We start from the raw sequence: 24,042 nt of genomic DNA, 5'->3' as shown, positions 1-24,042 counted from the left end.
TCTGCGTGATAGAAAATGAAAACAAGTCTCCCCTAAACAAACCGGTGTTTTACACATCATCTGCCATCATCATTTGCCTGTTGTGCTTCGCGGCCTTAATGCCAACAGTAGCTGACGCTCTCTTTAAAACTGTTCAAAGTGCTATTGTTACCAACGGCAGCTGGTTTTACGTGCTTGCAGTTGCTTTCGTGGTGCTGTTTGTCGTTTATCTTGGCATGTCTCGCTATGGTGAGATAAAACTCGGTCCCGACCACGCTTCACCTGAATTCAGCTTTCCAACATGGTTAAGTATGTTATTTGCTGCAGGGATGGGTATTGGGCTAATGTTCTTTGGCGTTTCAGAACCGCTAATGCACTTTTTAGCTCCCCCAACAGCTGAAGCTGGTACAATAGACGCGGTAAGAGAGGCAATGAAAACCACCTTTTTCCATTGGGGTGTTCATGCGTGGGCCATCTATGCGATTGTCGCGCTCATATTGGGCTATTTCTCCTACAGACAAAACCTCCCGCTAACCCTTCGTTCTGCGCTATACCCACTTATTGGTGAAAGAATTTATGGGTGGCCTGGTCATGTAGTCGATATCTTTGCGGTAACGTCTACGGTTTTTGGTATTGCAACCTCTCTCGGCCTGGGTGCTTCTCAAGTTAATGCTGGTTTCAATTACTTATTTGGCATGCCGTCGGGTACCGGCGTTCAGATACTGATTATGGCGTGTGTCGTTGGTCTTGCTGTTATTTCAGTAACCACTGGGCTAGATAAGGGCATAAGAAGACTGTCAGAAACAAACATGGTATTAGCCATAGTACTGTTACTGATCGTGCTAATTTTAGGTCCTACGGTTTTCTTACTGCAGGCATTCATGCAGAACACCGGCGCTTACCTTGCTGATATTGTAAGAAACACCTTTAACCTATTCGCCTACGACAAAACCGACTGGATTGGTGGATGGACAATTTTCTACTGGGGTTGGTGGTTAGCATGGGCACCGTTTGTTGGCTTATTCATCGCTCGTATTTCTTACGGTAGAACAATCAGAGAATTTATACTCGGCGTGTTGCTCATTCCATCGGTATTCACGTTATTTTGGATGACCGTGTTTGGGAACAGCGCCATTGACCAAGTACTCGTGCAGGGACAAGACGTGCTTGCCAATATGGTGAATGAAGATACCGCCGTAGCACTATTTGTATTTTTAGAGCAATTCCCATACTCAAGCGTACTTAGCTTCATCGCAGTACTCATGGTTATCGTTTTCTTCGTTACCTCTTGCGACTCTGGCGCCATGGTTGTCGATATGTTGTGTTCACACGGGCGCAACGACACACCAGTATGGCAACGAATTTATTGGGCCGTAGGTGTCGGTGTGGTGAGTGCTGTACTGCTATACGCAGGAGGGCTTGGTGCATTGCAAACCATGACCATTGCCGCAGCCTTGCCGTTTGCTATTGTATTGCTTATTGCGATGTTTGGCTTACTGAAAGCGCTGCGAGTGGAAGGGTACAAACGCGAGAGTTTACAAGTACTTGCGGGTACACCACAGCACAGCGACGCTGACAGAAACTGGAAAGGGCGTTTAGAGAACATCGTATCGTTCCCTGATGAAGAAGCGGTCCTTCGCTTTATGAGAAAAGTAGCGCTGCCAGCAATGAATGAAGTGGGTAAAGAGTTTGAAGAGCAGAACTTCGAAGTTAACGTTGAAGAAACTGATGAAGCCTTTATTCTTACCGTCACTATGGGTACAGACCCAGACTTTATTTATGCGGTATACCCTACTCCGACTGATCAACCTGAGTTCGCGCCATCAGAGCAAATGGACGAAGGTACACAAAAGACGTATTATCGCGCCGAGGTTCACTTGAGTGAAGGTGGTCAAAACTACGACATCATGGGTTGGTCGAAGCTATCGGTAATCAATGACGTGATAGATCACTATCACAAGCATCAGCACTTTATTCATTTGCTTAAGTAACACACGTTACGCATTTGTTGGAAAAAATATGCGAAAAGAAGAAGAATTGCTTGTTGCACTACGGCGCGTTATCCGCGCCGTAGACTTGCGCAGCAAACAGCTTAGTAAGCACGTGGGTCTAACTGGCCCGCAATTGCTCGTTATGCAAAATATAGAAGAGCAGCCAGGCATTATGGTTCGCGAAATTGCAGAGAACATTAATTTGAGCCCTGCAACTATCACTAATATTTTGGACCGGCTTGAGTCTCGCGACCTAGCCACACGAATTAGAAGCACCAAAGACAAACGAAAGGTAGGCGTGTTTCTTACCGACCGCGGTAAAGTAGCAGTGAAAGACGCACCTCGCCCTTTGCAAGAACATTTTGTTGAGCGTTTTTCTCAGCTTAAAGAATGGGAACAAAGTCAGATGGTGGCAACAATGCAACGCATAGCCACCATGATGGATGCAGAAAATATCGACGCTTCTCCATTTTTGGAGCTAGGAAGCATTTCCGATAAATCTGTGTAGTACGTTTACTTCGCTTTGAGAGGGTTGACCTTGCCGCCAGTCACTTTGTCGGCTCTACCCTCTTCTTTCGCTTTCTCCGCTCGACGTTTTCTTTTTTCTTTAGGATCGGCAATTAGTCCGCGATAAATCTCTATTCTGTCGCCATCAATAAGTGTATCTTTAAGCCGAACTACGCGACTCCACACACCTACCTTAGTTTTTGATAAATCAATATCTGGATACTCGTGAAGAAGATTAGAGGCCTGAATAGCTTCTTCCACGGTCGCGTTTTTATCGATGGCAATGCTAACCAGAGACTGCTTAGTAGGCAGAGCGTAGGCTACCTCAACGGTAATTAGCTCACTACTCATGCGTATACACTCTTTGCTCTTTCAGTAAACGCGGTCACCATGCTCGACGCCAAACTATTAAACACCTTTCCAAATGCCATTTCCGCAAGCTTATTGGCAAACTCAAAGTGCAAGTTAAGTTCTATTTTACACGCTTCATCAGATAGCGCTGAAAACGTCCAACCGCCGGATAGAGACCGAAAAGGACCGTCGACCAACTGCATTTCAATTCGCTCAGCTGGATACAATACGTTTTCGGTAGTAAACCACTGTTTAATCCCTGCTTTTGAGACTAATAACGATGCGCTCATCGCTTGTTCTGTATTGTTCAGAATTTTACTGTCTGCACAACCTGGTAAAAACTTTGGATACGACTCAACGTCATTCACTAAGTTAAACATGGCCTCTGCACTATGAGCTACAAGTGCACTTCTATGAATACTTGGCATCTACTTCACTAATACAATGTCTAATCACAAAATTATATCACAGTTATTTTTCATCTTTTTAGATCTGAAACCACATTTGTGCATGAATAATCTGTTAGCAGTTGATGCTTTTCAGCGAATATAAAACGATACACGCCCAAATTTGTAAGACACATTTAAAGACATTTATTCACACTATCAGTATAATAGCGCCCATGAAAAAGAATAAAGCAAACAAAAATACCACCGGAAACATCGCGCAGAACAAGAAAGCGCGTCATGATTATTTCTTAGAAGACAAGTTTGAAGCTGGTTTAGAGCTTCAAGGCTGGGAAATAAAGAGTATTCGGTCTGGTAAAGTCAATATTACCGATGCGTATATCATTATCCAAAACGCAGAAGCATACCTTGTTGGGTGTAGAATAAGTCCGCTAACTCAGGCATCGACCCACGTTATTGCTGCTCCCGAACGGGCACGTAAACTGCTGCTTAAAAAACGAGAGATTGACCGTTTAATGGGAGCCCGTGATAGACAAGGTTACTCGATTGTTGCTACGTCTATGTATTGGAAGAAGTGCTGGGTTAAGCTAGAAATTCACCTAGCGAAAGGTAAGCACGCACACGACAAGCGAGATACGCTGAAAGACAAAGACTGGCAGCGCCAGAAAGAAAGAATGATGAAGCACAGTGTGTAACGCTGTGCACTCCCCAATATAAAACGCCTTTAAAGCAGACCTATCAAACGTTCTATCAGTCTTGCTTCTAAGTGCCGTTGCTACTGAGACATTCTAAAAGCCACATCCCGCTTAGTCATTTTCTTGCGGTGCAACAAGTCTAAAATTAAACTCCACAGCGGAGATGGGCTTCGCAGTGTCGTAAGGTTGTTTCCAAGGCGACGAAGCTGTCTTCTTACAATGGCCATGTTCGCAAGACTCGCCAAAGATTTATCTTTCCATGTGCAGTGCGGGATAATGCCGGAATATGTCCATTCCTGTTGCCACTTTTTCGCCAAATTCGGCGTAATGGCAAGTGCACTCGCTAAACCAACAAGCTCACACCCTTCTTGCACTACTCGCTCAGCTATTTCGGCACGTTTAATTCCACCGGTTGTCATTAACGGTATATCCGTCTTACTCTCTAACGTGTGGGCAAACTCTAAAAAGTAAGCTTCTCGGGCAAGGGTGGTATTGTCTTTAGTTTGCCCCTGCATGGCGGGCGCTTCATAGCTTCCCCCTGAAAGTTCGACAACATCGACACCCAGCGCCTCTAATCGATTTACCACTTCACAGGCATCGTCGAAGGAAAAGCCATTTTTTTGGAAATCGGCTGAATTCAACTTCACCATAACAATGAAATCTTTTGCACACACCGCGCGTATTTGACTGACAATATTAATCAGTAGCCGTGCTCTATTAATAATAGAACCGCCCCACTCGTCTTGACGCTGATTAGTTAGGGGTGACAGAAACTGGGTGAGCAAATAACCATGAGCCGCGTGAACCTCTACGCCATCGAACCCAGCTTTTTCGGCTTGTTTGGCTGTTTGAACAAAACGCTGACACACATCGTGAATGTCTTGGCAGGTCATTTCTCGTGGTTCGGCAAACAATTTAGAGTGCTTACCCATGTCTAGCGGTACCGCAGAAGGCGCTATCGCTTTACCCTGCATGGCTTTAAATACTTGGCGACCAGGATGGTTTATTTGCATTACGGCAAGCGCGCCGTTGGACTTTATAATTTTTGCCCATTTTTGAAAGGGTGCAAGATCTGTGTCTTTTTCTAGCACCACGCCACCTGGCCCTGTCATAGCCTCTTTGTCTACCATGACATTTCCGGTGATAACCATACCTAGGTCACCATGAGCCCAATAGCGATAGAGAGAGTAAAGAGATTCGCCAGGCACGCACCCCTTGCTTGACATATTTTCTTCCATTGCCGCTTTAACTAAGCGATTTCTAACCGTAATACCACAGGGCAATGTATAGGGTGAATATAGAATAGAGTTTGAAGACATGCACAACACAGCTAGATTTGAATGGTTCGCATTTTAAAGGTAATTGATTATAAATGCATCTTTTGAAAGCAATTTATAAAAGAAACGTTTAACGTACACTGAGTTATGTTATACTTCGCTTTCACACTCGGGGCTGATTAGGATTCGACAGGATCTAGGAAGCCGGAGGTGCATGCAGAGGTGCGGCTGGCCTCTTAAAAAAGCCGCTTTAAATAGTCGCAAACGACGAAAACTACGCACTAGCCGCTTAATAACCGGTATAGGCCCTTCCACCACAGCTTAGTTTGCTAGCGTGGGTTTGGAAGGTCATATAAGCAAACTAGCGAGGGAAACTTTCCTAAGGTTGAACCGCGAAATAGTATTAGGACAGCTACCAGGAACCCTGTTTGTCGGGGTCTAAAGTAGTTAAAGAAAAGACAAACTAAGCATGTAGTACCAAAGGTAGACATTTTCTGGACGCGGGTTCAAATCCCGCCAGCTCCACCAATTCATAAAAAAGGCGTACTTTACGCCTTTTTTTGTGCCTGAAATTCAGTAAATAAAGTCTTATCAGCTCATCCCGCTTGAATTTTAGTGGCATGGTTAGCTTGCATATACTCCATTAATGCAAACATACTCAAGGGTTTCGCAAAATGATAGCCCTGCATTGCCGTTGCGCCAATGCGTCTGGCAAAGCTCACCTGCTCGCTAGTTTCAAGGCCTTCCAAGGTACATGGCATATCTAAAGCAGAACATAACCTAATTACATTCTCTATGATAAGCGCTCTTCGCTTAGCGCTGTCGTCGTTAAGTGGAAAAGAGGGTAACAAGGAGCGATCGATTTTTATCGCATCGTAAATATCTTCGGCAAGCTCAGATATGCATGAAAAGCCTGTACCGAAATCGTCTATCGACACTTTAAAACCAAGCAGCTTGAGCTTACTCAGCGTAACCCGCGCTATTGAGTTTTGCAGCGTGGACTCGGTAATTTCGAGTACTAACTTTGATGAATCGATGTTATTAGCGTCGATGACCGTTTTAAACGCCTCAACTACCCCCTTCTTTTGCAGCTGCACTGCTGACAAATTAAGGTTAACTTTGATATCGTCAAAGCCCCAAGAATTCAGGGTTTTTAATGCTGTACACGCTTCCGCTAGCATATGAAGACCAATTTCATGAATATGTTGCGTAAGCTCCGCAATAGGGATAAATTTTTCTGGGCTAACAGAGCCATAATTTGGAACGTGCCAGCGAGCCAATGCCTCCAACGACAAAACCTTGCCGTTGGTGTCTACTATTGGTTGAAAATAAGCACATATTTCTTTAGTGGCTACTGCGTTATCTAACCCTTGCTGTATAAACAGTCTATGCTCTATATCTTTTGACAAGCTCTCGTCAAAATTAACCACGCTATTTTTTCCATTTCGCTTGGCAGAATACATGGCGATATCTGCATTTTTAAGTAACTCACCAGCCGTCATCGATTCTGAAGATACCGCCACGCCCAAACTAGCAGTTATTCTAAATTTGCCAATGTTGGTTTGAAAAGGTTCAGCAAATATGTCTTTAAGCCGTTTAGAAATACCATCCAATTCTTCTCGTAAAATTGAGCTGGTTACAATGATAAATTCGTCGCCACCAAACCTAATTATATGGTCCTCTTCCCGCACTATGGCTCTCAACCTAGCGACACAGCCTTTCAGCACCTCATCACCCACCTCGTGACCGTGTGAATCGTTGATCAGCTTAAATTCATCAATATCAATGAACACAATGGCACAAGGTTCGTTAGAAGCCGTGTAAGTCTCTATGATCGTGTTTAAATAATTACGGTTGCCAGCACCTGTCAATGAGTCGGTATACGCTAACTGCTTTAGCTGACTCTCAGACGATTTTAACTCTGTTATATCGGTGAATATAGCCACAAAGAATTGTTTAGGGCTATCTTGATATAAAGAGGTAACAGACATAACAAGGTGATGCCTAATGCCAAAGTCGTTCACCACGGTCACCTCTGCTCTTAAACCGTCTGTTAACACATCTGGCTGCACGTCGTTTTTCCTATCACTAGGGAATACAGACATGACATTATGATTAAGCACTTCTTTTTTCACCTTGCCCATCATGTCACAGAAGGCATCGTTAGCTTTCATCACAATACCGGCGTCGTCACACACCAATACCCCTTCTTGAATCTCGCTTATTATTTTATCTGCAATACTCAGCTTAGTTTTGACAGACTCCATCGGTGAAACATCTTGAACCGCACCAATTTGAATTGCCCCCTCCGACATTGTGACATCAGACAATACGACTTCGTACCAACGTGTATCGCTTCCATCAAGTTGAACTTGCAGCATGGTGCGATAGCTATTTTTCTTTGTAACGGCGACTTTAAGCTTAACTCTTTCCTCCTCTGGAAAAAGGTTATAAAAGCTTTCTAAGCTAAGGGAGTGCGGAAAATCCATTAGTTCTTCGACGCCTTTAACCACTACCGAATTTGATGCAACGTCAACTTCTAACACACCAAGCTTCGCCACACTTGATGCCATTGAGAATCGAGAATTTGTGTTTCTTATATCATCTTCGATTCGCTTGCGTTCCATAGCGACGCGTATCGCCGTTTCTAGCGACGACCGTCCATAGGGCTTAATCAAATACCCGTACGGAGAGATGGTAAGCGCACTGGCTATGGTGTCATCGTCGCTGTAAGACGTGGTAAAAATTATGGGGATGCCGTAAGAGCCTGTTATCGCCTGCCCTATTTCTATTCCCGTCTCTTCTCCACCTAGGTTAATATCAAGCAGGATAAGATCGGGTATTTCGTTTTCTAGTAAAGAAAAAATCTTTTCAGCGGATTTCGCAATGCCTAGTACTCGCATGCCCACCCCTTCAACGAATCTACTCGCATTCAATGCATCAATGGTTTGATCTTCAACAATAACTGCTGTTTTGCCTTTAAAGTTACTCATGGACTGCACTCGCACCAACGCTCTCGCTTATGGTGTCTTGCAACACCTCAAAATCTACCGGTTTCGTCAGTACCTGAACGTTTTTCAACGCTGGAGGTAGGTCCATGCCCGCGCCATATCCCGTTATAAACATAAATGGGATGTGCATTTGCAAAATTTCTATTCCCAATTCAAAGGAGTTTTCGTTGCCTAGATGTACATCGAGAAAGACCATTTGTGGCTTATTATGGTCTAGCCCAGCCCTTGCAGAGGCTAAGTCGCCGTAAATATCAACATTTTCAAATCCCGCTCGTTTAAGCTTTTTCTGAAGGTCTAGTGATATAAGTAAATTATCTTCTACAACTACCGCCCTCACTAACTGTTGCCTGTTTGGTTGCTTATGACGAATTACAGAACTCGTATCTATATTGGCCGCTCCATGGTTTTCGATAGACGGTACTTCGCCTTCTCCCTTCTCAACGTATTTTTTAGGAATGACAAATGAAGCCTGCAAACCTGTAATCTTAGGCTCTATCAAAGCTTCCCCACCAAGCTCATGAGGAATAACCGATTTAATCACCGTCATACCGAAACCATCGTCTTGCAGTTTGGTAATCGGCGGACCGCCCCATTCTTGCCAATTTATCTCGCAATCTCCTGCCTCATTGTAATCCCAAGTAATAGACACCGAGCCATTGCTGCTGGTTGCGCTAAGCGCTCCGTACTTTGCAGCATTGGTAATGAGTTCATGAAAAACAAGTACCAGTGGGGTGACAGCGTAGGCGGTTAACTTTACGTTTGGCCCTTCAATCTTAAAAGCAGCCTCATTAACCATGTAGGCTTTCAGTTCATTTAACAGTAATGTGGAAAAACTGATGCTATTCCAAGAAGAATGGGTAAGTTGATCATGGCCAAGAGCGAGAGCAGTAATGCGAGAGGAAAGTGATACAACAAAGTCGTTTAAATCTGTCTTGCTTTGCGAGGTTTGCCCAATTAGGGCGCTCACTAAGTTGAGAATGTTCCTCACTCTGTGGTTCAGTTCGCCAATTAAGAGTTCGAGTCGTTCGTTGGCCTCTCGCTGTAACACTTCTTTTTCGTGAAGATGCCGTATGGTAAGCTCCATGATGCCAAGTCGAATTGACTTGGCTCGCTCAATGTCCAGCGTCGTCCAAGATTTTGCTTTACCCTCATTGTATTCCACCCATTTTTCAAAGCTTGTGCGTGGGGTGAGCACTTTACGATCGCCAATTTGGGTAACGCTCTTTTCAGGGTTGCCGGCCCAATTAACTTCCTGAGTGACTGAGGTTCTAAATAGAAAGATGTAATCACAAGGAAGCTTAGATATCTGCAGCGCTAATACACCGGCCACATGTTTGTCAGATAATCTACTGTCCGCGGCAACTAAATGGTCGAGCTCATGAACCTCCGTATTCGGTAGTTTCTGAAGCACTTCCACCAACATGTGAATTTTCTTTTCACTCAGCGACACCCCATTGTGCTTATAGTCACCATTAAATGCACAACCAATCCCGTCAATGTCGATGAGCTTTTTAATCAAATCAAGCTGCTCAACCGTTGAAAGCGTTAACGAATTGCCGATAGACAGATTACTGAGCATCTTAGCAAACGAGGCATTCGCTTTTTCGCTAACGATAATCCGCTCCATCACCAGTCTTCGTGCCAACTCTAGCGAAAATAATTCACTAAACAGCTCTAATTCCTCTAATACATGCGAGGACATGAGCTTGGCCGTATTGTGATGGCAGGCTATTAGCCCCCACAATTTGCCATCAACAATCAAGGAGATTGACATGGAAGCTGCAACACCCATATTTTTTAGATACTGAATGTGCACCTTTGAAACGGCGCGGGTTCTAGAAAACGAGAGGTCCAATGGCTGCTTTATATCATGGACGCATTCGATAGGCTCAGTAACGTCGTGAACATCTGTAATAATGCGAATTAGGTTCTTTTTATACAGCTCTCGCGCCTGTTTTGGAATATCTGAAGCCGGATAACGCAGTCCTATAAAAGGCTCCATATTGCTTTCTTTCATTTCAGCAATAACTTCACCAGCCCCGTCATCAAGAAAATGATAAAGCATAACTCTATCAAACCCTGATGCTACTTTTATTCCCGCAACCAAAGCGGCGTAAAGTTCGTCTAAGGTATCCGGCTCTACTATCTGACTCATCATCGCGGCCAGAATATTGTCTTGTGCAGCGCGGTGATCTCTGTTTTCAAACTCTATAATTGAGGAACGACCACTTTGGTGAACACTTACATCATAGAGTGTGTCTGTTGTAGGAAGTGTGAAAGCGTAAAGTCGAGTTGGTTTTTTGATTATCGAGGCTTGATGGAGAGCTCCGCGAATAGAGTGACTTGCGTCTCGTCCCACAAGCTCCCAGAAAGAGGTGCCCAACAGTGCGTTATTGTCGATACCTGGGCCAAAATCTGCGTTTCTAGAAATGTGGGTAAATTTACCTTCTTTGTCTATTGCAGTTAAAAAACCAAAAGACTGTACTCGGCCGAGTTCATGGATAGGCTCTTTGTCGCACTCGCTTTCTAAATCACTGTTGCTTTGCCGTTGTAAATCCATTGCTGTTTACCTTGTATACAAGCCTTTATTTGTATCGCAACATCAAAGCATGCCGAGCTGCAGTCTGCTTTATCTACGACTCATATAAGCAATAGACTATTAAATGATAAAATACTACACGCAAATCACCAATCTAGACAAAAGTTGTACCTCATGTACATGCAATGTCATAAGTATCATTAAGCTTGATAAATCAGCAACTTAAAGAATGCTGTTTAGTTAAAGATAGTAATCTAAAAATGGAAAAAAACGCGCACCACTTATCAGCAAGTGCTCAAATATCACTCAAACCTTACACAAAACATCATTTAACTAAATGATAACATTTCATTTACATAGATTGATTTTACGTTAAGTTAGACATCTGTATTTGTTCGCCGATATTAATTTCACATAACACGCAATATTGACGAACGTCTTATAAAAATAAACACAACAAGAGAACGTACTATGGAAAAGTGCCCACTTTCATTTTTTAAACGAAAGCCACTTGCGCTTATGGTTGCAGTTACACTCGGCCTGTCAGGCCATGTCGCCCACGCACAAGAACCAACTACCAACACACCGCAAGCTGAAGCACAATCCGAGGACGATCTCTTTGAACAAATTCTGATAACCGCCTCAAAAAGACAAACCGGACTGCAAGAAACGCCTATCGCTGTTACCGTCACTACCGGAGAGGATATAGCGCAAACGCAAGTACTCGATATTCAAGATTTACAGGCTTTGGTTCCTACGCTTCGCGTAACGCCGCTGCAACGCTCATCGAATACAAATTTTTCAATTCGCGGATTTGGTAATGGTACTAATAACACAGGTATCGAACCCTCTGTGGGCGTTTTCATCGATGGCGTTTATCGCTCTAGAGCTGCTGCACAAATTGGTGATTTACCTCGCCTAGAACAAGTTGAAGTATTAAGCGGCCCGCAAAGCACCCTGTTTGGCAAAAACGCCTCTGCGGGTGTTATCAACGTTAGAACAGCAGGCCCTTCGTTTATAGAAGCCGCCAAAGTGGAGTTAGGTGTTGGCAATTTTAATCAGCGCTTATTAAGAGGTTATTACACAAACGGAATTACCGAAGAGTTGGCGTTTAGCGTATCTGGCGGTATTAACAAGCGAGACGGCTATACCGACAGTGTCGTTGGCCTTGATGATATGAATAATCGCGATAGATGGAATGTTCGTGGTCAAGCCCTGTACGAACCAACCGAAGATACACGCATACGATTTATTGCAGATTACAGTGAAATTGATGAACGCTGCTGCACCGTGGCCGATGTTATCAATGGCCCAACAACAGCTGCAGTGCGGGCTCTTGGTGGAACCGTTCTTGATGTAGAAGACCAGTTTGAATTTAAATCAGCGCTTAACCAAAACTCTACTAATACCGTTGAAGATGGCGGTATATCTGTTCAAGTAGACGTGGATTATGATTCTTTTACCCTCACATCAATTACCGCGTTTCGAAAAAATACGAGCAGCTACGACTCTGATGTAGATTACACCTCACTGGATATTCTTACCGAAACGGGTAACACCGATATAGAAACCTTTACCCAAGAGTTTCGCTTAACCTCGACTGGCGATAACGAATTTGATTGGATGGTTGGCGGATTTTACTTCTCTGAAGAAGTGGATACAGGCGATGTACTTTACTACGGGGAAGGAACACGGCCATTTTTCAACATTCTTGGTTTACAACCTCTTCTAGAGAGTGCCGAAGATTTGTATGCCCAGCCTCGAAACGCTTTTTTTGCCGCAGATAATTTTATTGCTACTGACTTTTTGCAGGAAAACGATGCTTTCAGCTTATTTGCTACCTTCGATTATGATTTAAGTGACCAACTTACGGCAACCGTAGGCATTTCTTACACCGACGATGAAAAGGACGTAACTGTTTCCCAAGTTTACAATGAAACTTTGTCTGCCATTGATTTTGATACCGACCCTACCGTTTTTGGTGTACCACTGGCTTTCATTCCAGATTTACAGCCTTTTGTGCCTACGTTAAAAGGCGTTCAGTTCCTTCCACCGCAGCTTATCTTTCCTAATGAAGTGGAGGCAGGAAATACAAGCGACAGCAAAACCACATGGAATGTACGTTTAGCCTATGAAATTAATCGAAATTTTAACGTTTTCGCCTCCGCTGCAACGGGTTTTAAAGCCTCTTCGTGGAACCTATCGCGAGATACTCGTCCTTTTCCTAGCGATCAGCAAGCACTTGAAACTGCGAACTTAACGCGAGCAAATCAAAGCTACGGCACACGCTACGCAGGGGCTGAGGAGTCTACGGTTTACGAGCTTGGTGTTAAGGCAAGATTTAAACGGGGCGCCTTTAACGTCACATTATTCGATCAAACCATTGAAGGGTTTCAATCGAGCATTTTCGTCGGTACGGGCTTTGTTTTGGCGAATGCGGGAGAACAGTCCACCAAAGGTATAGAGTTTGACTCTACGTATAACCTAACCGATGAACTGGTATTTTCATTTGGTGGAACCATTCTCGACCCAGTGTACGACTCTTTTGTTGGAGCAAACGGCGTAGATGGGCCAGTGGATTTATCAGGAACGCAACCTGCAGGCATACATGAACGCAGCTTTGTTGCGGGGCTTACCTATAATTTCGAACTAGGTAACGGCATGTATGGCTTTGTTCGTTCAGACTATCTTTTTGAGAGTGAAGCACGACTTGTAGAAAACGTTCCCGCTGAACTTACTCGTGAAGTAGGCACATTAAACGCGAGTGCGGGCCTAACTATGGATAACGGTTTAAGCTTTAAAGTGTGGGTTCGCAACTTGAACAACGATGAGTATTTCTTATCTGCATTCCCACCACCAATTCAAGCCGGTAGTTACAATGCATACCCTAATCAGCCGCGCACATTCGGTGCAACCGTGTCTTATGAGTTTTAAGCTCTAACAGACAAACATAAAAGCCCGCTTTTGAAGTGTTTTAGCTTCTTAAGGCGGGCTTTTTTATATTTATTTTTATTTCTATTAAAGAGCGCTTTAATTAAACAATGCGCTAAGCTGCACTAAGCGCAGACGCGTCCCCTGCCCGTCGATTTTGCTCGGTAAAGCGCCTTGTCAGCCTTATCAATCAATTCAATGCAGTTCTCATCACAATTATCTGCTTGAGTAGCAATGCCAATACTCACCGTTAACACACCATCATGAGGCGATGCTTCGTGCTTAATACCCAACCCCTTAACATCCCCAATAATGCGATTGGCTACTTCTTTCGCTCGGTCGGCGGTTGTAGAGGGCAGGATAACAGCAAACTCCTCTCCGCCGTAGCGGGCGACTAAGTCATCTGTACCCACACAACTGTTTACTAGTGTTTGAGCGACTTTCTGAAGCACATTGTCACCGGCAACATGACCATATTGGTCGTTGTATAGTTTGAAAAAATCCACATCAATAAGTAGCAGGGAAAGAGTGTCTTGTTTTCGACAACTTTGGGCTAAGTCTTTATCTAAAGTGGTGTTAAACAGGCGTCTGTTTGCTATGCCCGTTAATCCATCAATATTGGCTAATTTTTGCAGTTGTCTATTAGCCTCAATCAGCTCCTGCTGCATAGCATGAATGGCTTTACGATTATAAATATTTTGCAGCGTATTGCCCAGCATGTCCCCAATCCGCTTTAAGTACTCTATATCTGAAGCACTCCAGGTGTAAGGGCTTCCGGTGATGTCACAACCTATAAAGCCGTGAGTTTTACCATCTGCCATAATTCGCGAGCACAAGATAGAACATATATTTTCTTTCTGAAATTCTTCACGTTCGGCAATCGCTGAGTCGGGAATGTTGCGTACGTCATCCACTTTAAATAGGCCATGCTCAATATGACCTATTAAATACGGCATTTCCTTTGTGGGCATATTCTGTAATTCGTCAATGTATGGGTTAACACCCGCGGCCACCCACTCGTGGGTATTAGACATCAATGCAAAATCGTCCGAGAACTCAAAAAGATAACAGCGGTCAACATCACAAAACTCACCAAAAGCAGCGAGACTTTGCGCTATAATAACGTCCAAATCTTGTGCACTGGCATTAATGAGTTTTGAGGAAAATTTGGTAAGTAGTTGGTTAAATTCAATATGCCGCTGTGCACCAGCGCTATCATTTCCGTTATTGGCGGTTACTCGATTATTCGCATCAATGTGAAACACCAGCCATTGTGTGTCATTGTCGGTAATGGTTGAGCCACTAAGAAAGCAGTGTAACGAGCGCTCAGGTGTTTGTAGGCGAACCCAGGTGCTTGCTACATCACCTTTTTCTAGTGCTTGAAAAGGACACTTCTCACCAGTAAGTTCATTCTTAGTGAGGGGATCATAAAAACGAAAGTCTGTGGGTTCACTGCCTTTTTTGCCATCAGATGATATACCGAAAAGTGAAAGAAACGCGGTATTTAAGCAATAGGTACTATCACCTTTCCGCTTAAACATAAGCGGTGTGGGAAGCTGCTGAAGCAATTCATTCCTTTTATTACCGTGCAATCTCAACCTCTCGTTACTTTGAGGCTTGTAAGCTCTTATTATTTAGAGGCTTCTAAGCTGTATATTTCGTTTACGTAACTTCGACCGGAAAATAAACGCCAAGTGAGTTCAGGCTATAACATAAAAAAACGAACGTATTGATAAACTGACCTTGCGTACATCCAAAGTATAACAACACTTACCTTTTTGTACCGTTTTTTCTATACGACAAAACGTGTACGCGGTAGCAAGACCCAAATTACTATAAACTAAAACGATTGGAAGATTTATTCAGATCAGTCTTTAGCCGGTTTAGAAAAGGGCTGACAGAGCAGCGATAGCACGCTTGCGTTGTCTTTTGTGGGCGGCACATCACGTTGCCCTATCGGCAACTTATCGTCGCTTTCATGGGCACGGGGCTTAAAGCTATTAAACACCTTATCCCACCACGACACGCTAAAACCAAAATTGCTGTTAGATTCTTCTTTAGCTTGGCTATGGTGAATGCGGTGTAATCGTTGAGTAATTATGAGAGTCGATAGTCTATCGTCCCACTTTTGAGGCAGTCGTATGTTGGCATGATTAAATAGCGCAAAACCATTTAATGCCACTTCAAAAATGACAATCGCTAAAGCAGGAACGCCAAATGTGACTACAGCGGCAGTTTTTACACCTAAGCTGATCACTATCTCTATTGGGTGGAAACGTAAACCCGTGGTGGTGTCTACATGGCTATCTGCATGATGCATTTTATGAATGCGCCACAACAATGGAATGGTATGAAACAACCTGTGCTGCCAATAAATAACCACGTCCAGTAGCAATACCCCCACGACAACGAGTACTGCACTGACTAGCGTGCTATTTGATGCAAAGAGAATGTTGAATAGACCGTGGCCTTTTTCGCTAGCCCACAACGATACGCCTACCAATGAAGCTGGCACAAGCAGTCGAGAAACCACTGCACCAAAGACAACCATAGACAGATTGCCTACCCACCGCTCTTTGCGAGATAGTGTTGATTTGCGCGCAGGTAAAAACGCTTCTAGCATCGCCATGATGAAGAATACCGAAATAAACACGGAAAGTCGGATTACTGATGTAGTGTCCATTCACCCTACTCTTATTACTGCGGTTTAATTGCTGGTTTAATTACTGGTTTGATTTCTGACTACTCGCGTTAGACTGCTCTACCCGTTTAAGTGTAGCAAAGCCCCCGCTTATTCTTGTCACTATGGTAACGAAACAGGCCGCTGCAAAACAGTAGGCCATAATAGGAAAATGATTAGGCCAGATACAAAACGCTAAAAAGACAGCTATCGTCTCGGTACCTTCAGTTAGCCCTTGCATGTAATAAAAGCTTTTATTCGCAAACTGCGGGCGGTCGATATTGAATTTCTCTGCCGCTACTGCGAATGCAAGAAAGCTGCTTCCCGTGCCAATAAAAGTGGCCAACAATACCACCGCAGGTATGCCCCATTCACTGGGGTTCGCAATGCCGAACGCTAATGGAACTGACGCATAGAATAGAAAATCTAAGCAAATATCTAAATAGCCACCGGCACTGCTACTGCTTTTTTGATATCTAGCAAGCTCGCCGTCGATGCCATCACACACTCTATTGAGTATGATGAAGCCAAGGGCCCCTAACCACCAGTTAAGTATTATTAAAGGCACGGCTATCAAACCAACAATAAACCCTGCAAGAGTAACGTGATTGGGCGTGATACCGCGCTTGTCTAACTCAACAACGATGGGCCTTAGCAGCGGCTTGATAAACGGGGTTACTTTGGCATCTAACATGATGATAGCTCAATAGTTTGACCACCCGCTGACACAGCATCGGCGTTGTCATGGGTAACGAGTAGTGCAGGTATATTGCGCTCGCGCAACTGCGTGAATGTCCATTCTCGAATTTGCTGTCTAAGCGCTGTGTCTAATTTACTAAAGGGCTCATCAAGTAATACCGCCTGCGGCTCTGCAGCTAACGTACGCAATAGAGAAATACGACTTTGCTGACCGCCAGACAGTGTGGTTACCACTCTATGCTGCATTCCCTCTAACTCAACAGCGTGAAGCAGCTTTGCCACAGCATCTCGTTTTCTGCTCTTTGTTTGATACTTAGCACTAGGTATAGCGAACATAATATTCTGCTCTACCGTCATGTGCTCAAACAAAAGTGCATCTTGAAACATAACACCAACACCGCGCCGATGTGGCGGCTTACTAGCTAAATTCGTTCCATCTATTAAAATGGAACCCGAGAACGAAAAAGGCGTGTCGAGATGTCCTGCTATTGCCTGAAGCAGCGTTGACTTACCCGACCCACTTGGCCCCATAACTGTTAAAATTTCACCCTTTTCAACGGTGACATCAAGGGAAAGTAGTAAAGCGCTCCCTTTAAAAATCCTAAGCTCTTTGAGTGTCAGTGCCATTTACGCTCTCTTTTCTGTTAGATAGATCATACGCTTCTTACACTTTTACCTGTGTTAGATTTATTTGTACTTCGTGTGTTTGTGCTAGGTTTGAAGAGTATGTTCGATAGCCACCACGCCAAACCAAACCCACACAATGGCATTACAGCTTGAATAACCACATAGGCCGCACTTAACCTTGCGCTGCTTCCTGCAGCTAACGCCACTGCCTCTGTGGTAACTGTAGAAATTGCCCCGCCCGTGGTGAGTAACGTAGGAAGGTACTGGCTGAAGCTAATTGCCAACCCTAAAGCGAAGGCGACCAGAATGGGCCCAATGAGCAGTGGAAGCTTAACGAAAAAGAACACTTCCATTGGTGATTTGCCAAGGCTTAGCGCCACCATTACATAACGGTTATCAAACTTTCGGTACGCTACAGCCAGTGATAGGTACACATAAGGAATCACATAAACCATGTGCGCCACATACACATGAAACCAAACGGCATCCTTTAAAATAAGCTGCTGGAACCACACTAAGCCATACAGAAAGGCGACCCCAGGTACTAACAGAGGTAAAAATAAGGCGGTAGGAAGTAGCAGCGAAGCCCGTGTCTTTGCAGCATTCAATGGTTCGCTCTCAAGCGTAAGTAACACTAATACTAACGCACTGAAGCTTACGCTAACACCTAATAACACGGTATTAGATAAGGGCGTTAACACCGCGTCGAACACAGTGTTCCAGTGAAGCATAGTGACGTCAGCCGGTATAATGTTAGGAAACGTCCACTGCTTTGCAAACGAAAACGCAACCAGTGTGTAAACTGCACTCACCACTAGCACCACATACGCTACCAATAGTAGGTAGGCTGTGGCGCTAATTGCTTTATCGGTAGCAGCGTGTCGCTTCCCGCGCTGCAGCCATTTTTTACCATAAAAGATGATTCCTTTCTCGACTGCCAACATCACAATAACAGCAAACACAGCGATACCCACCTGCACGACAGCTGCAGAGGAGGCCTGCAAACGCATAGATAAGTCAATATGATTAAACCAATGCAGTATCGCTACGGCTAGGGTACTTGGATCATTGGGCCCAAGTATGAGCGGAATCTCTACGTTTGAAACCGCAAAAACCAGTACAGCTAAAAGGGGCAGTCGTATTTGTGGAAACACTACGGGCAGCACTAATTTGAAGAAAATAGCGATAGGTGAGTATCCAAGAGCGGTACCTGCTTTGAAGTAACCGTTGATTTTCTCCTGTATCAGCGGCTGTGACATCACACTTATTGCCATAAGAAGAATGAACGGAATTTCTTTTAACACTAACGCTAATATAATGCTGATGCCGTAACTATCGAAAAGGAAAACACCTTCATTTGTAGAGGCAATGGCGCTGCTATCAAACGTAAAAAGCCGGGCAAAGAACCCCGATGGGCTCAGTAAGAATACGAGTGCTATTGCTGCACCGGCGTGTGGCAGCACCAAAAAGGGGCTTAACACTATCTGTAATCTAGAGAGCATTTGCGAGCGATAAAATACAGACAGCAACACAAACGCAAACAGCGCTGCAATAACTGTCGCCACTACGCCGGTGAAAAGCGAAAGCCACATCATTCTGTGAATGCCTGCCACATCGAATAATGCGGCGAAAACGCGAAAATCAAATTGCTCCGCGCCAATGGCCGGAAAGTAACCCATGGCAGGCAAGAAAACCCCAACAACGCCAGCCACCACGGGAATAATCAGTAAGCAAAGTAATAACCACTTCGCCCAAACGGTAATGCGATTAAAATGGCCTTGCCCAAAGCTTCGGTTTCTATTCTTAGATTGAGGCTTAGATTGAGGCTTAGATTGAGAATTGAAATTAGACATCAGTATCTCGCCCCGTATCGCTCTTCCCAGGCCTGTCTCAGTGCATCGGTCCAGCTTGCGTGAGGCTCTGCATACAAGGGCGTTGACTGAGACTTATCAAGTGCTGAAGGATGAGACTGCTGGGTTTCAAACATGCTTTTTTGCGATGCGGATAACACGCTAGTATCTAGTACGGTGTCGTCTCCCCATACCTGTAAACGTTGTTTTTTTGCCTGGGCCTCGGGGGACAATAGAAAATTGACTACCGTCTTTGCCGCCGCTTGATTAGGCGAATTAAACGTAAGCCCAATAAAATGGACATTTGCCAAACTACCGTCTGACATTGCAAAAGTACGTACATCCCGCGGTAAATCAAACCGCTCTACCGCACTTGGTATTTCTGCAGCGGTAAACGAAAAGGCCAACGAAAGCTCACCGTTTCCAATTAATCGCTGTAGCTGAGATGCTTGTCGTACCATGTATTCGCCATTACGCCACATTGTGGGATGCAGCGCATCAAGGTACGCCCATAACGAGGGAGTAATCTTCTCTAGGGATTTTTGGGTAACGGGGCTATAAAATAGCGATTGGTTTGACGAATTGAGGGCAATAGCAGCGTACTTGATAAAGCTTATACCTAAATAGTCAGTTACCACTGGATAGGTAAACCGACCAGGCTGCTGTTGACTGAACTGCAAAAGGGCCTGAAGAGTCTGGGGTACTGGCTCATTGAATGAATCAAAGTGCGCTTTACGGTAGTAAAACACCATAGATGCTTTACCCCACGGCGCTTCCATTCCCAGCGTTGGCTCACCAAAGTCTGTCACCATTGCTGAGTTATTACTTGGGTTTGTTAACGCAAAGTTTGCAATATCAGTTACCCATCCCGTTGCCAGCAACGCATTCTTTTTCATAGCGGCGAAGTTTTCACCATTGATCCAAATAAGATCGACACTGCCATTATTTAAATTACCCGCAGCTTTTTCTGCTAATACTCTTGAAACCGCGTCGCTGGTATCGGCAAGCTTCACATGCTTTAACGTAATGCCGTGTTTGCGCTCAACCCTATCGGCAACCCACTTAAGGTAACTATTTACCTGCGCACTGCCGCCCCATGCGTGAAGTCGCACAACGGGGTTGGGATCAGTTTTGGGACTAGTCTTGGGACTAGTGTTCGCATAAGTATTGGGATTAGCACCTGGACCAGGAATAGCAATGTCATTACCATCTACAGACGGCTCGGCATAAGCACTACCTGCGATAACAAGCATTGTTAGGCATGCTAGCCGGACGAAAACTATGATTGCATCGCAAGTGTTTTTTGCGATGCTCACAGGTAAAAAAAAGCACGTACTTCTCATTATGACTAATTTTTCACTGCCGCTTTTGTGTCGTTCAGCGACCAATCGTATTCTAGGTAATCAACATCAGCTTTACCACTTTCAATTAAATCAACTTGAGCACTGCTTAGCGCCATCGCGTCTTTATATAAAAGGATAAACTCAGACACCGACTGAGTGTTCTTCCAGTTTTTTTCAAAATCGCCCTCATACCATGAGAAAATTTTTGATAAATAGAGTGTCTCGTTTTCTATCTTGTTGCGGGAATTATCGCTTAAAAAACGCTTAGTTTGCATATCGAGCTGAGCGTCTAATCGCTCGCCCACATAGGCCTCTTCTCGCAACGCAGGGCAGCCAACGCTTGCACAGTTAACCGCAAAGTGAATACGTGGCTCGCTGTATTTATTGTCCCCTCTTATTAAATTGTGCTCTATATCGTCAAGGGAGCGGGATTTACCGAGAAGCGGGGCTATCTCTTTGTCCCAAGGAGAGGAAAAAAAGCTGCCTAAGTCTCGAATAGATTCAAGTTCAGGATATTCGGTAAGAATTAAATCGATGGTATAGGCGTTATATGCATTAATAAGAAATGCTAGCTGTGTATTTTGATCCCACGAGTCGAAAGTACGCGGCGGCACTGCGGCGAGTTGGTCAAGGTAACTGCTTAATTGGCTTTGATCACGCTTAAAACCTTTATAGTCAACTTGAGTACTGGCTCCACCGTCGATAGTCACCACATGTTTATCGAGTAGTGCGCTGTATTTCTCATGTAATTTGCTGTCTGCGAACGCGTTTAGCGAAAGCATGGATAACGCGCAGCCTATTGCTGCGCCCGTGCTTATTCTCTTGAGCATTTTCATCAGTGCATTTTCACGTATTTTTTTAGGTGCCCTTCTAGTTGTTAATTTAGGTACTAGTTTAAATGCTAGATTAGGTGCACTGGAACAAAAGCCACTCTCAGCGGTAGGTGAAAATATACCGAACTTCACGTTACTCAATTGCATGATTAGCCCCTGCGCCATGTGTGAAACTTCTCAACAAAGCTTAATAGCTTTTCAGGTTGATTCGCGCGCTTCCAATTACCGGCAGCGTACTTAGCGCCTTCCGCCCACGTTGGATAGGTATGAATGGTGCCTAAAATTTTGTTTAGCCCCAATCCGTGCTTCATGGCGATAACAAACTCTGCCAGTAAGTCTCCAGCGTGTTCAGACACCACAGTTACACCCAAAATTTTGTCTTTGCCAGGCGGTGTAAGTACCTTAATAAATCCTTTGCGGGCGCTTTCTGTCACCGCTCTGTCTAGTTCCGCAAACTCGTATCGCGTCACTTCTACGTCAATGTCTTGCTCCACAGCGTCTCGTTCACTTAAACCAACTCTCGCCACTTCAGGGTCGATGAACGTTGTCCAAGGAATAACGCTGTAATCCACTTTGAATTTTTTAAACGTTCCAAATAACGCATTTACCGCTGCAAACCAAGCTTGGTGTGCTGCAACATGGGTAAATTGATACGGCCCCACTACATCCCCCGCAGCATAGATGTTCGGCATGAGTGTTTGCAGGTACTCATCGGTTTCAATCGTTCTGTCAAACTGAATACCCAGCTTCTCAAGGCCAAAGCCATTGAGGCGCGCTTTACGCCCTACTGCAATAATAATTTCGTCATAGGCAACGTCGATTTCATTGCCATCTTTAGCAACCACCAACACTTTGTCATCACCACGGGTTTCAAATCGCAATGCATCATGCTGTGTTAATACGTTAACGTTGCTCTCTGTGAGCACCGATTCCACATAGTCGGCCACATCAGTATCTTCACGCCCCATTAAACGCGGCGCACGCTCTACCTGAGTAACCTCACTGCCCAATCGGGCGAAGGCCTGCGCTAGTTCGCAACCAATAGGTCCGCCGCCCAGCACGATTAATCGCTTAGGTGCATCGTCTAATTCGGCAAATTTAGTCCAAAGGGTGTCTGAAGTAACGTATCCGCTTTCCTCGATACCTGGAAGCTCTGGAATAAACGGGCTAGCGCCAGTAGCAACAACAATATTTTTGGTGGTTAGGCGCTTTACTTCGCCTTCATTGGTTTTAATTTCTACGGTCCATGGGTCGATGATGGTCGCATAGCCTTTTACCACATCCACACCTAGCTCTGTGTAGCGCTCTACACTGTCGTTAGGGGCGATGGTTGCGATAACTTCATGCACCCTTTTCATTACCTTTTTAAACGACATAGTCGGTGAAACTGGGTTTAGCCCGTAATCATCGGCATGGCGCATTTGATTAGCGACTTTGGCCGTTTTTATAATTGCTTTACTTGGCACACAGCCATAGTTAAGACAATCTCCACCCATCTCGCCTGCTTCGATAAGCGTTACTTTCGCTTTAACCGCTGCAGCAATGTAGCTAGTCACAAGACCACCCGCGCCTGCACCGATAACCACTAAGTTTCTGTCGAAGGTTTTGGGCTTGGTATAACCTTTGTAAACGCGACGACGGTTAACAATGGCCACAATCCCTTTCGCAATCCAAGGAAATATACCCAGTAAAACGAAGGAAAAAAGTAGCTCAGGGGATAAAATGCCCGAGAGGCTATCAATCTGCGCTAACTGGGTACCTGCATTAACGTAAACAACCGTACCGGCAAGCATGCCTACTTGGCTTACCCAGTAAAATGTCCAGGTTTTGATAGACGTTAAGCCCATCAATAAATTGATTAAAAAGAATGGAAATACCGGCACTAACCTAAGGGTAAATAAATAGAATGGCCCTTGCTTTTCAACGCCCTCATCAATTTTCTTCAGCTTCTCTTTAAACTTATTACGTACCGTATCTCGCAAAATGAACCGGGCAACTAAAAAGGCCAGTGTTGCGCCTAAACTAGACGCAAAGGACACAATAATTAGTCCTTGGAACAAGCCAAATAGCGCGCCAGCGGCTAACGTAAGAATAGCCGCTCCGGGTAACGACAGCGCCGTTACCGCTACGTAAATCGCAAAGAAAATCGCGACGCTTAACACCGGGTTTTCAGATATTTGAGTTTTGAACGTATCTAGCGAGCCTTTCATTCCCTCTAGCGTCAAATACGTGTTTAGGTCAAAATAGAAAAACCCAACGACAGCAGCTGCAATGACGGCAAGCAACGCGATTTTCTTAAACATTTTTATTCCTTAAGTGCGC

The 24,042-nt window shown here is 44.5% G+C and carries 17 protein-coding genes and 1 other RNA gene; 5 read left to right on the top strand and 13 right to left on the bottom strand.

The genetic code is table 11. The features are described 5' to 3' along the window. Positions 1-5: 5 nt before the first annotated feature. Positions 6-1,970, top strand: a complete 1,965-nt coding sequence (locus JV36_RS0118415; protein WP_032096536.1) for a BCCT family transporter — start codon at positions 6-8, stop codon at positions 1,968-1,970. 28 nt (positions 1,971-1,998) lie between these two features. Continuing rightward, the gene (locus tag JV36_RS0118410) at positions 1,999-2,478 is read left to right on the top strand and encodes a MarR family winged helix-turn-helix transcriptional regulator (RefSeq protein ID WP_032096537.1); all 480 of its coding nucleotides are present in this window, start codon (positions 1,999-2,001) and stop codon (positions 2,476-2,478) included. A gap of 5 nt (positions 2,479-2,483) precedes the next feature. Here the strand turns inward: JV36_RS0118410 and JV36_RS0118405 are convergent, their stop codons facing one another. Together JV36_RS0118405 and JV36_RS0118400 are read right to left on the bottom strand one after the other, a co-directional pair. Beyond that, complete coding sequence (locus JV36_RS0118405; RefSeq protein WP_032096538.1) at positions 2,484-2,828, bottom strand: RnfH family protein; 345 nt, start codon at positions 2,826-2,828, stop codon at positions 2,484-2,486. Beyond that, a complete protein-coding gene (locus JV36_RS0118400) occupies positions 2,825-3,256 on the bottom strand; it encodes a type II toxin-antitoxin system RatA family toxin (RefSeq protein ID WP_032096539.1) in 432 nt (143 codons plus the stop codon). The genes JV36_RS0118405 and JV36_RS0118400 overlap by 4 nt, the downstream gene beginning before the upstream one ends. Before the next feature lie 194 nt (positions 3,257-3,450). Here JV36_RS0118400 and smpB point away from each other — a divergent pair, with 194 nt between their 5' ends. Further along, on the top strand, positions 3,451-3,930 hold the full coding sequence (gene smpB, locus JV36_RS0118395) for an SsrA-binding protein SmpB (protein ID WP_032096540.1): 480 nt from the start codon (positions 3,451-3,453) through the stop codon (positions 3,928-3,930). An 80-nt stretch (positions 3,931-4,010) separates the two neighbouring features. On the opposite strand, the gene JV36_RS0118390 is transcribed toward smpB, so the two are convergent. Further along, positions 4,011-5,249: an NADH:flavin oxidoreductase/NADH oxidase family protein gene (locus JV36_RS0118390; protein ID WP_032096541.1), complete on the bottom strand. Its 1,239-nt coding sequence runs from the start codon at positions 5,247-5,249 to the stop codon at positions 4,011-4,013. Positions 5,250-5,378: 129 nt separating this feature from the next. On the opposite strand from JV36_RS0118390, the gene ssrA reads away from it, so the two are divergent. Next, positions 5,379-5,735: a transfer-messenger RNA gene (gene ssrA, locus JV36_RS19530) on the top strand. Between the two features lie 68 nt (positions 5,736-5,803). Here ssrA and JV36_RS0118385 read toward each other — a convergent pair. Continuing rightward, positions 5,804-8,200, bottom strand: coding sequence for a GGDEF/EAL-containing response regulator (locus tag JV36_RS0118385; RefSeq protein WP_032096542.1), 2,397 nt, complete (start codon positions 8,198-8,200; stop codon positions 5,804-5,806). Continuing rightward, positions 8,193-10,778: an HWE histidine kinase domain-containing protein gene (locus tag JV36_RS0118380; protein ID WP_032096543.1), complete on the bottom strand. Its 2,586-nt coding sequence runs from the start codon at positions 10,776-10,778 to the stop codon at positions 8,193-8,195. Before JV36_RS0118380 ends, JV36_RS0118385 begins: the two co-directional genes overlap by 8 nt. Positions 10,779-11,228: 450 nt before the next feature. On the opposite strand from JV36_RS0118380, the gene JV36_RS0118375 reads away from it, so the two are divergent. Then, entirely contained in the window at positions 11,229-13,691 is a 2,463-nt protein-coding gene (locus JV36_RS0118375; RefSeq protein WP_032096544.1) for a TonB-dependent receptor, read from the top strand. 122 nt (positions 13,692-13,813) lie between these two features. On the opposite strand, the gene JV36_RS0118370 is transcribed toward JV36_RS0118375, so the two are convergent. From JV36_RS0118370 to JV36_RS0118335, 8 genes are all read right to left on the bottom strand, one after another. After that, a complete protein-coding gene (locus tag JV36_RS0118370) occupies positions 13,814-15,280 on the bottom strand; it encodes a sensor domain-containing diguanylate cyclase (protein WP_152561561.1) in 1,467 nt (488 codons plus the stop codon). 275 nt (positions 15,281-15,555) lie between these two features. Continuing rightward, on the bottom strand, positions 15,556-16,371 hold the full coding sequence (locus tag JV36_RS0118365; protein WP_032096545.1) for a sterol desaturase family protein: 816 nt from the start codon (positions 16,369-16,371) through the stop codon (positions 15,556-15,558). 40 nt (positions 16,372-16,411) lie between these two features. Then, entirely contained in the window at positions 16,412-17,062 is a 651-nt protein-coding gene (locus tag JV36_RS0118360; RefSeq protein WP_032096546.1) for a CDP-alcohol phosphatidyltransferase family protein, read from the bottom strand. Continuing rightward, complete coding sequence (locus JV36_RS0118355) at positions 17,056-17,694, bottom strand: ATP-binding cassette domain-containing protein (protein ID WP_032096547.1); 639 nt, start codon at positions 17,692-17,694, stop codon at positions 17,056-17,058. Before JV36_RS0118355 ends, JV36_RS0118360 begins: the two co-directional genes overlap by 7 nt. 26 nt (positions 17,695-17,720) lie before the next feature. Then, positions 17,721-19,547, bottom strand: coding sequence for an ABC transporter permease (locus tag JV36_RS0118350; protein ID WP_152561562.1), 1,827 nt, complete (start codon positions 19,545-19,547; stop codon positions 17,721-17,723). Further along, on the bottom strand, positions 19,547-20,797 hold the full coding sequence (locus tag JV36_RS0118345; protein WP_235207891.1) for an ABC transporter substrate-binding protein: 1,251 nt from the start codon (positions 20,795-20,797) through the stop codon (positions 19,547-19,549). Before JV36_RS0118345 ends, JV36_RS0118350 begins: the two co-directional genes overlap by 1 nt. Before the next feature lie 95 nt (positions 20,798-20,892). Further along, positions 20,893-21,669: a DUF547 domain-containing protein gene (locus JV36_RS0118340; protein ID WP_235207901.1), complete on the bottom strand. Its 777-nt coding sequence runs from the start codon at positions 21,667-21,669 to the stop codon at positions 20,893-20,895. Between the two features lie 200 nt (positions 21,670-21,869). After that, a complete protein-coding gene (locus JV36_RS0118335) occupies positions 21,870-24,023 on the bottom strand; it encodes an FAD-dependent oxidoreductase (protein WP_032096548.1) in 2,154 nt (717 codons plus the stop codon). Between the last annotated feature and the right edge of the window lie 19 nt (positions 24,024-24,042).

Source organism: Alteromonas sp. LOR (genome assembly GCF_000753865.1).
In the GTDB taxonomy this organism is placed as follows: Bacteria; Pseudomonadota; Gammaproteobacteria; order Enterobacterales; family Alteromonadaceae; genus Alteromonas.
The sequence above is the reverse complement of the archived record's forward strand: the minus strand, read 5'-3'. Positions and strand labels throughout refer to the sequence as shown.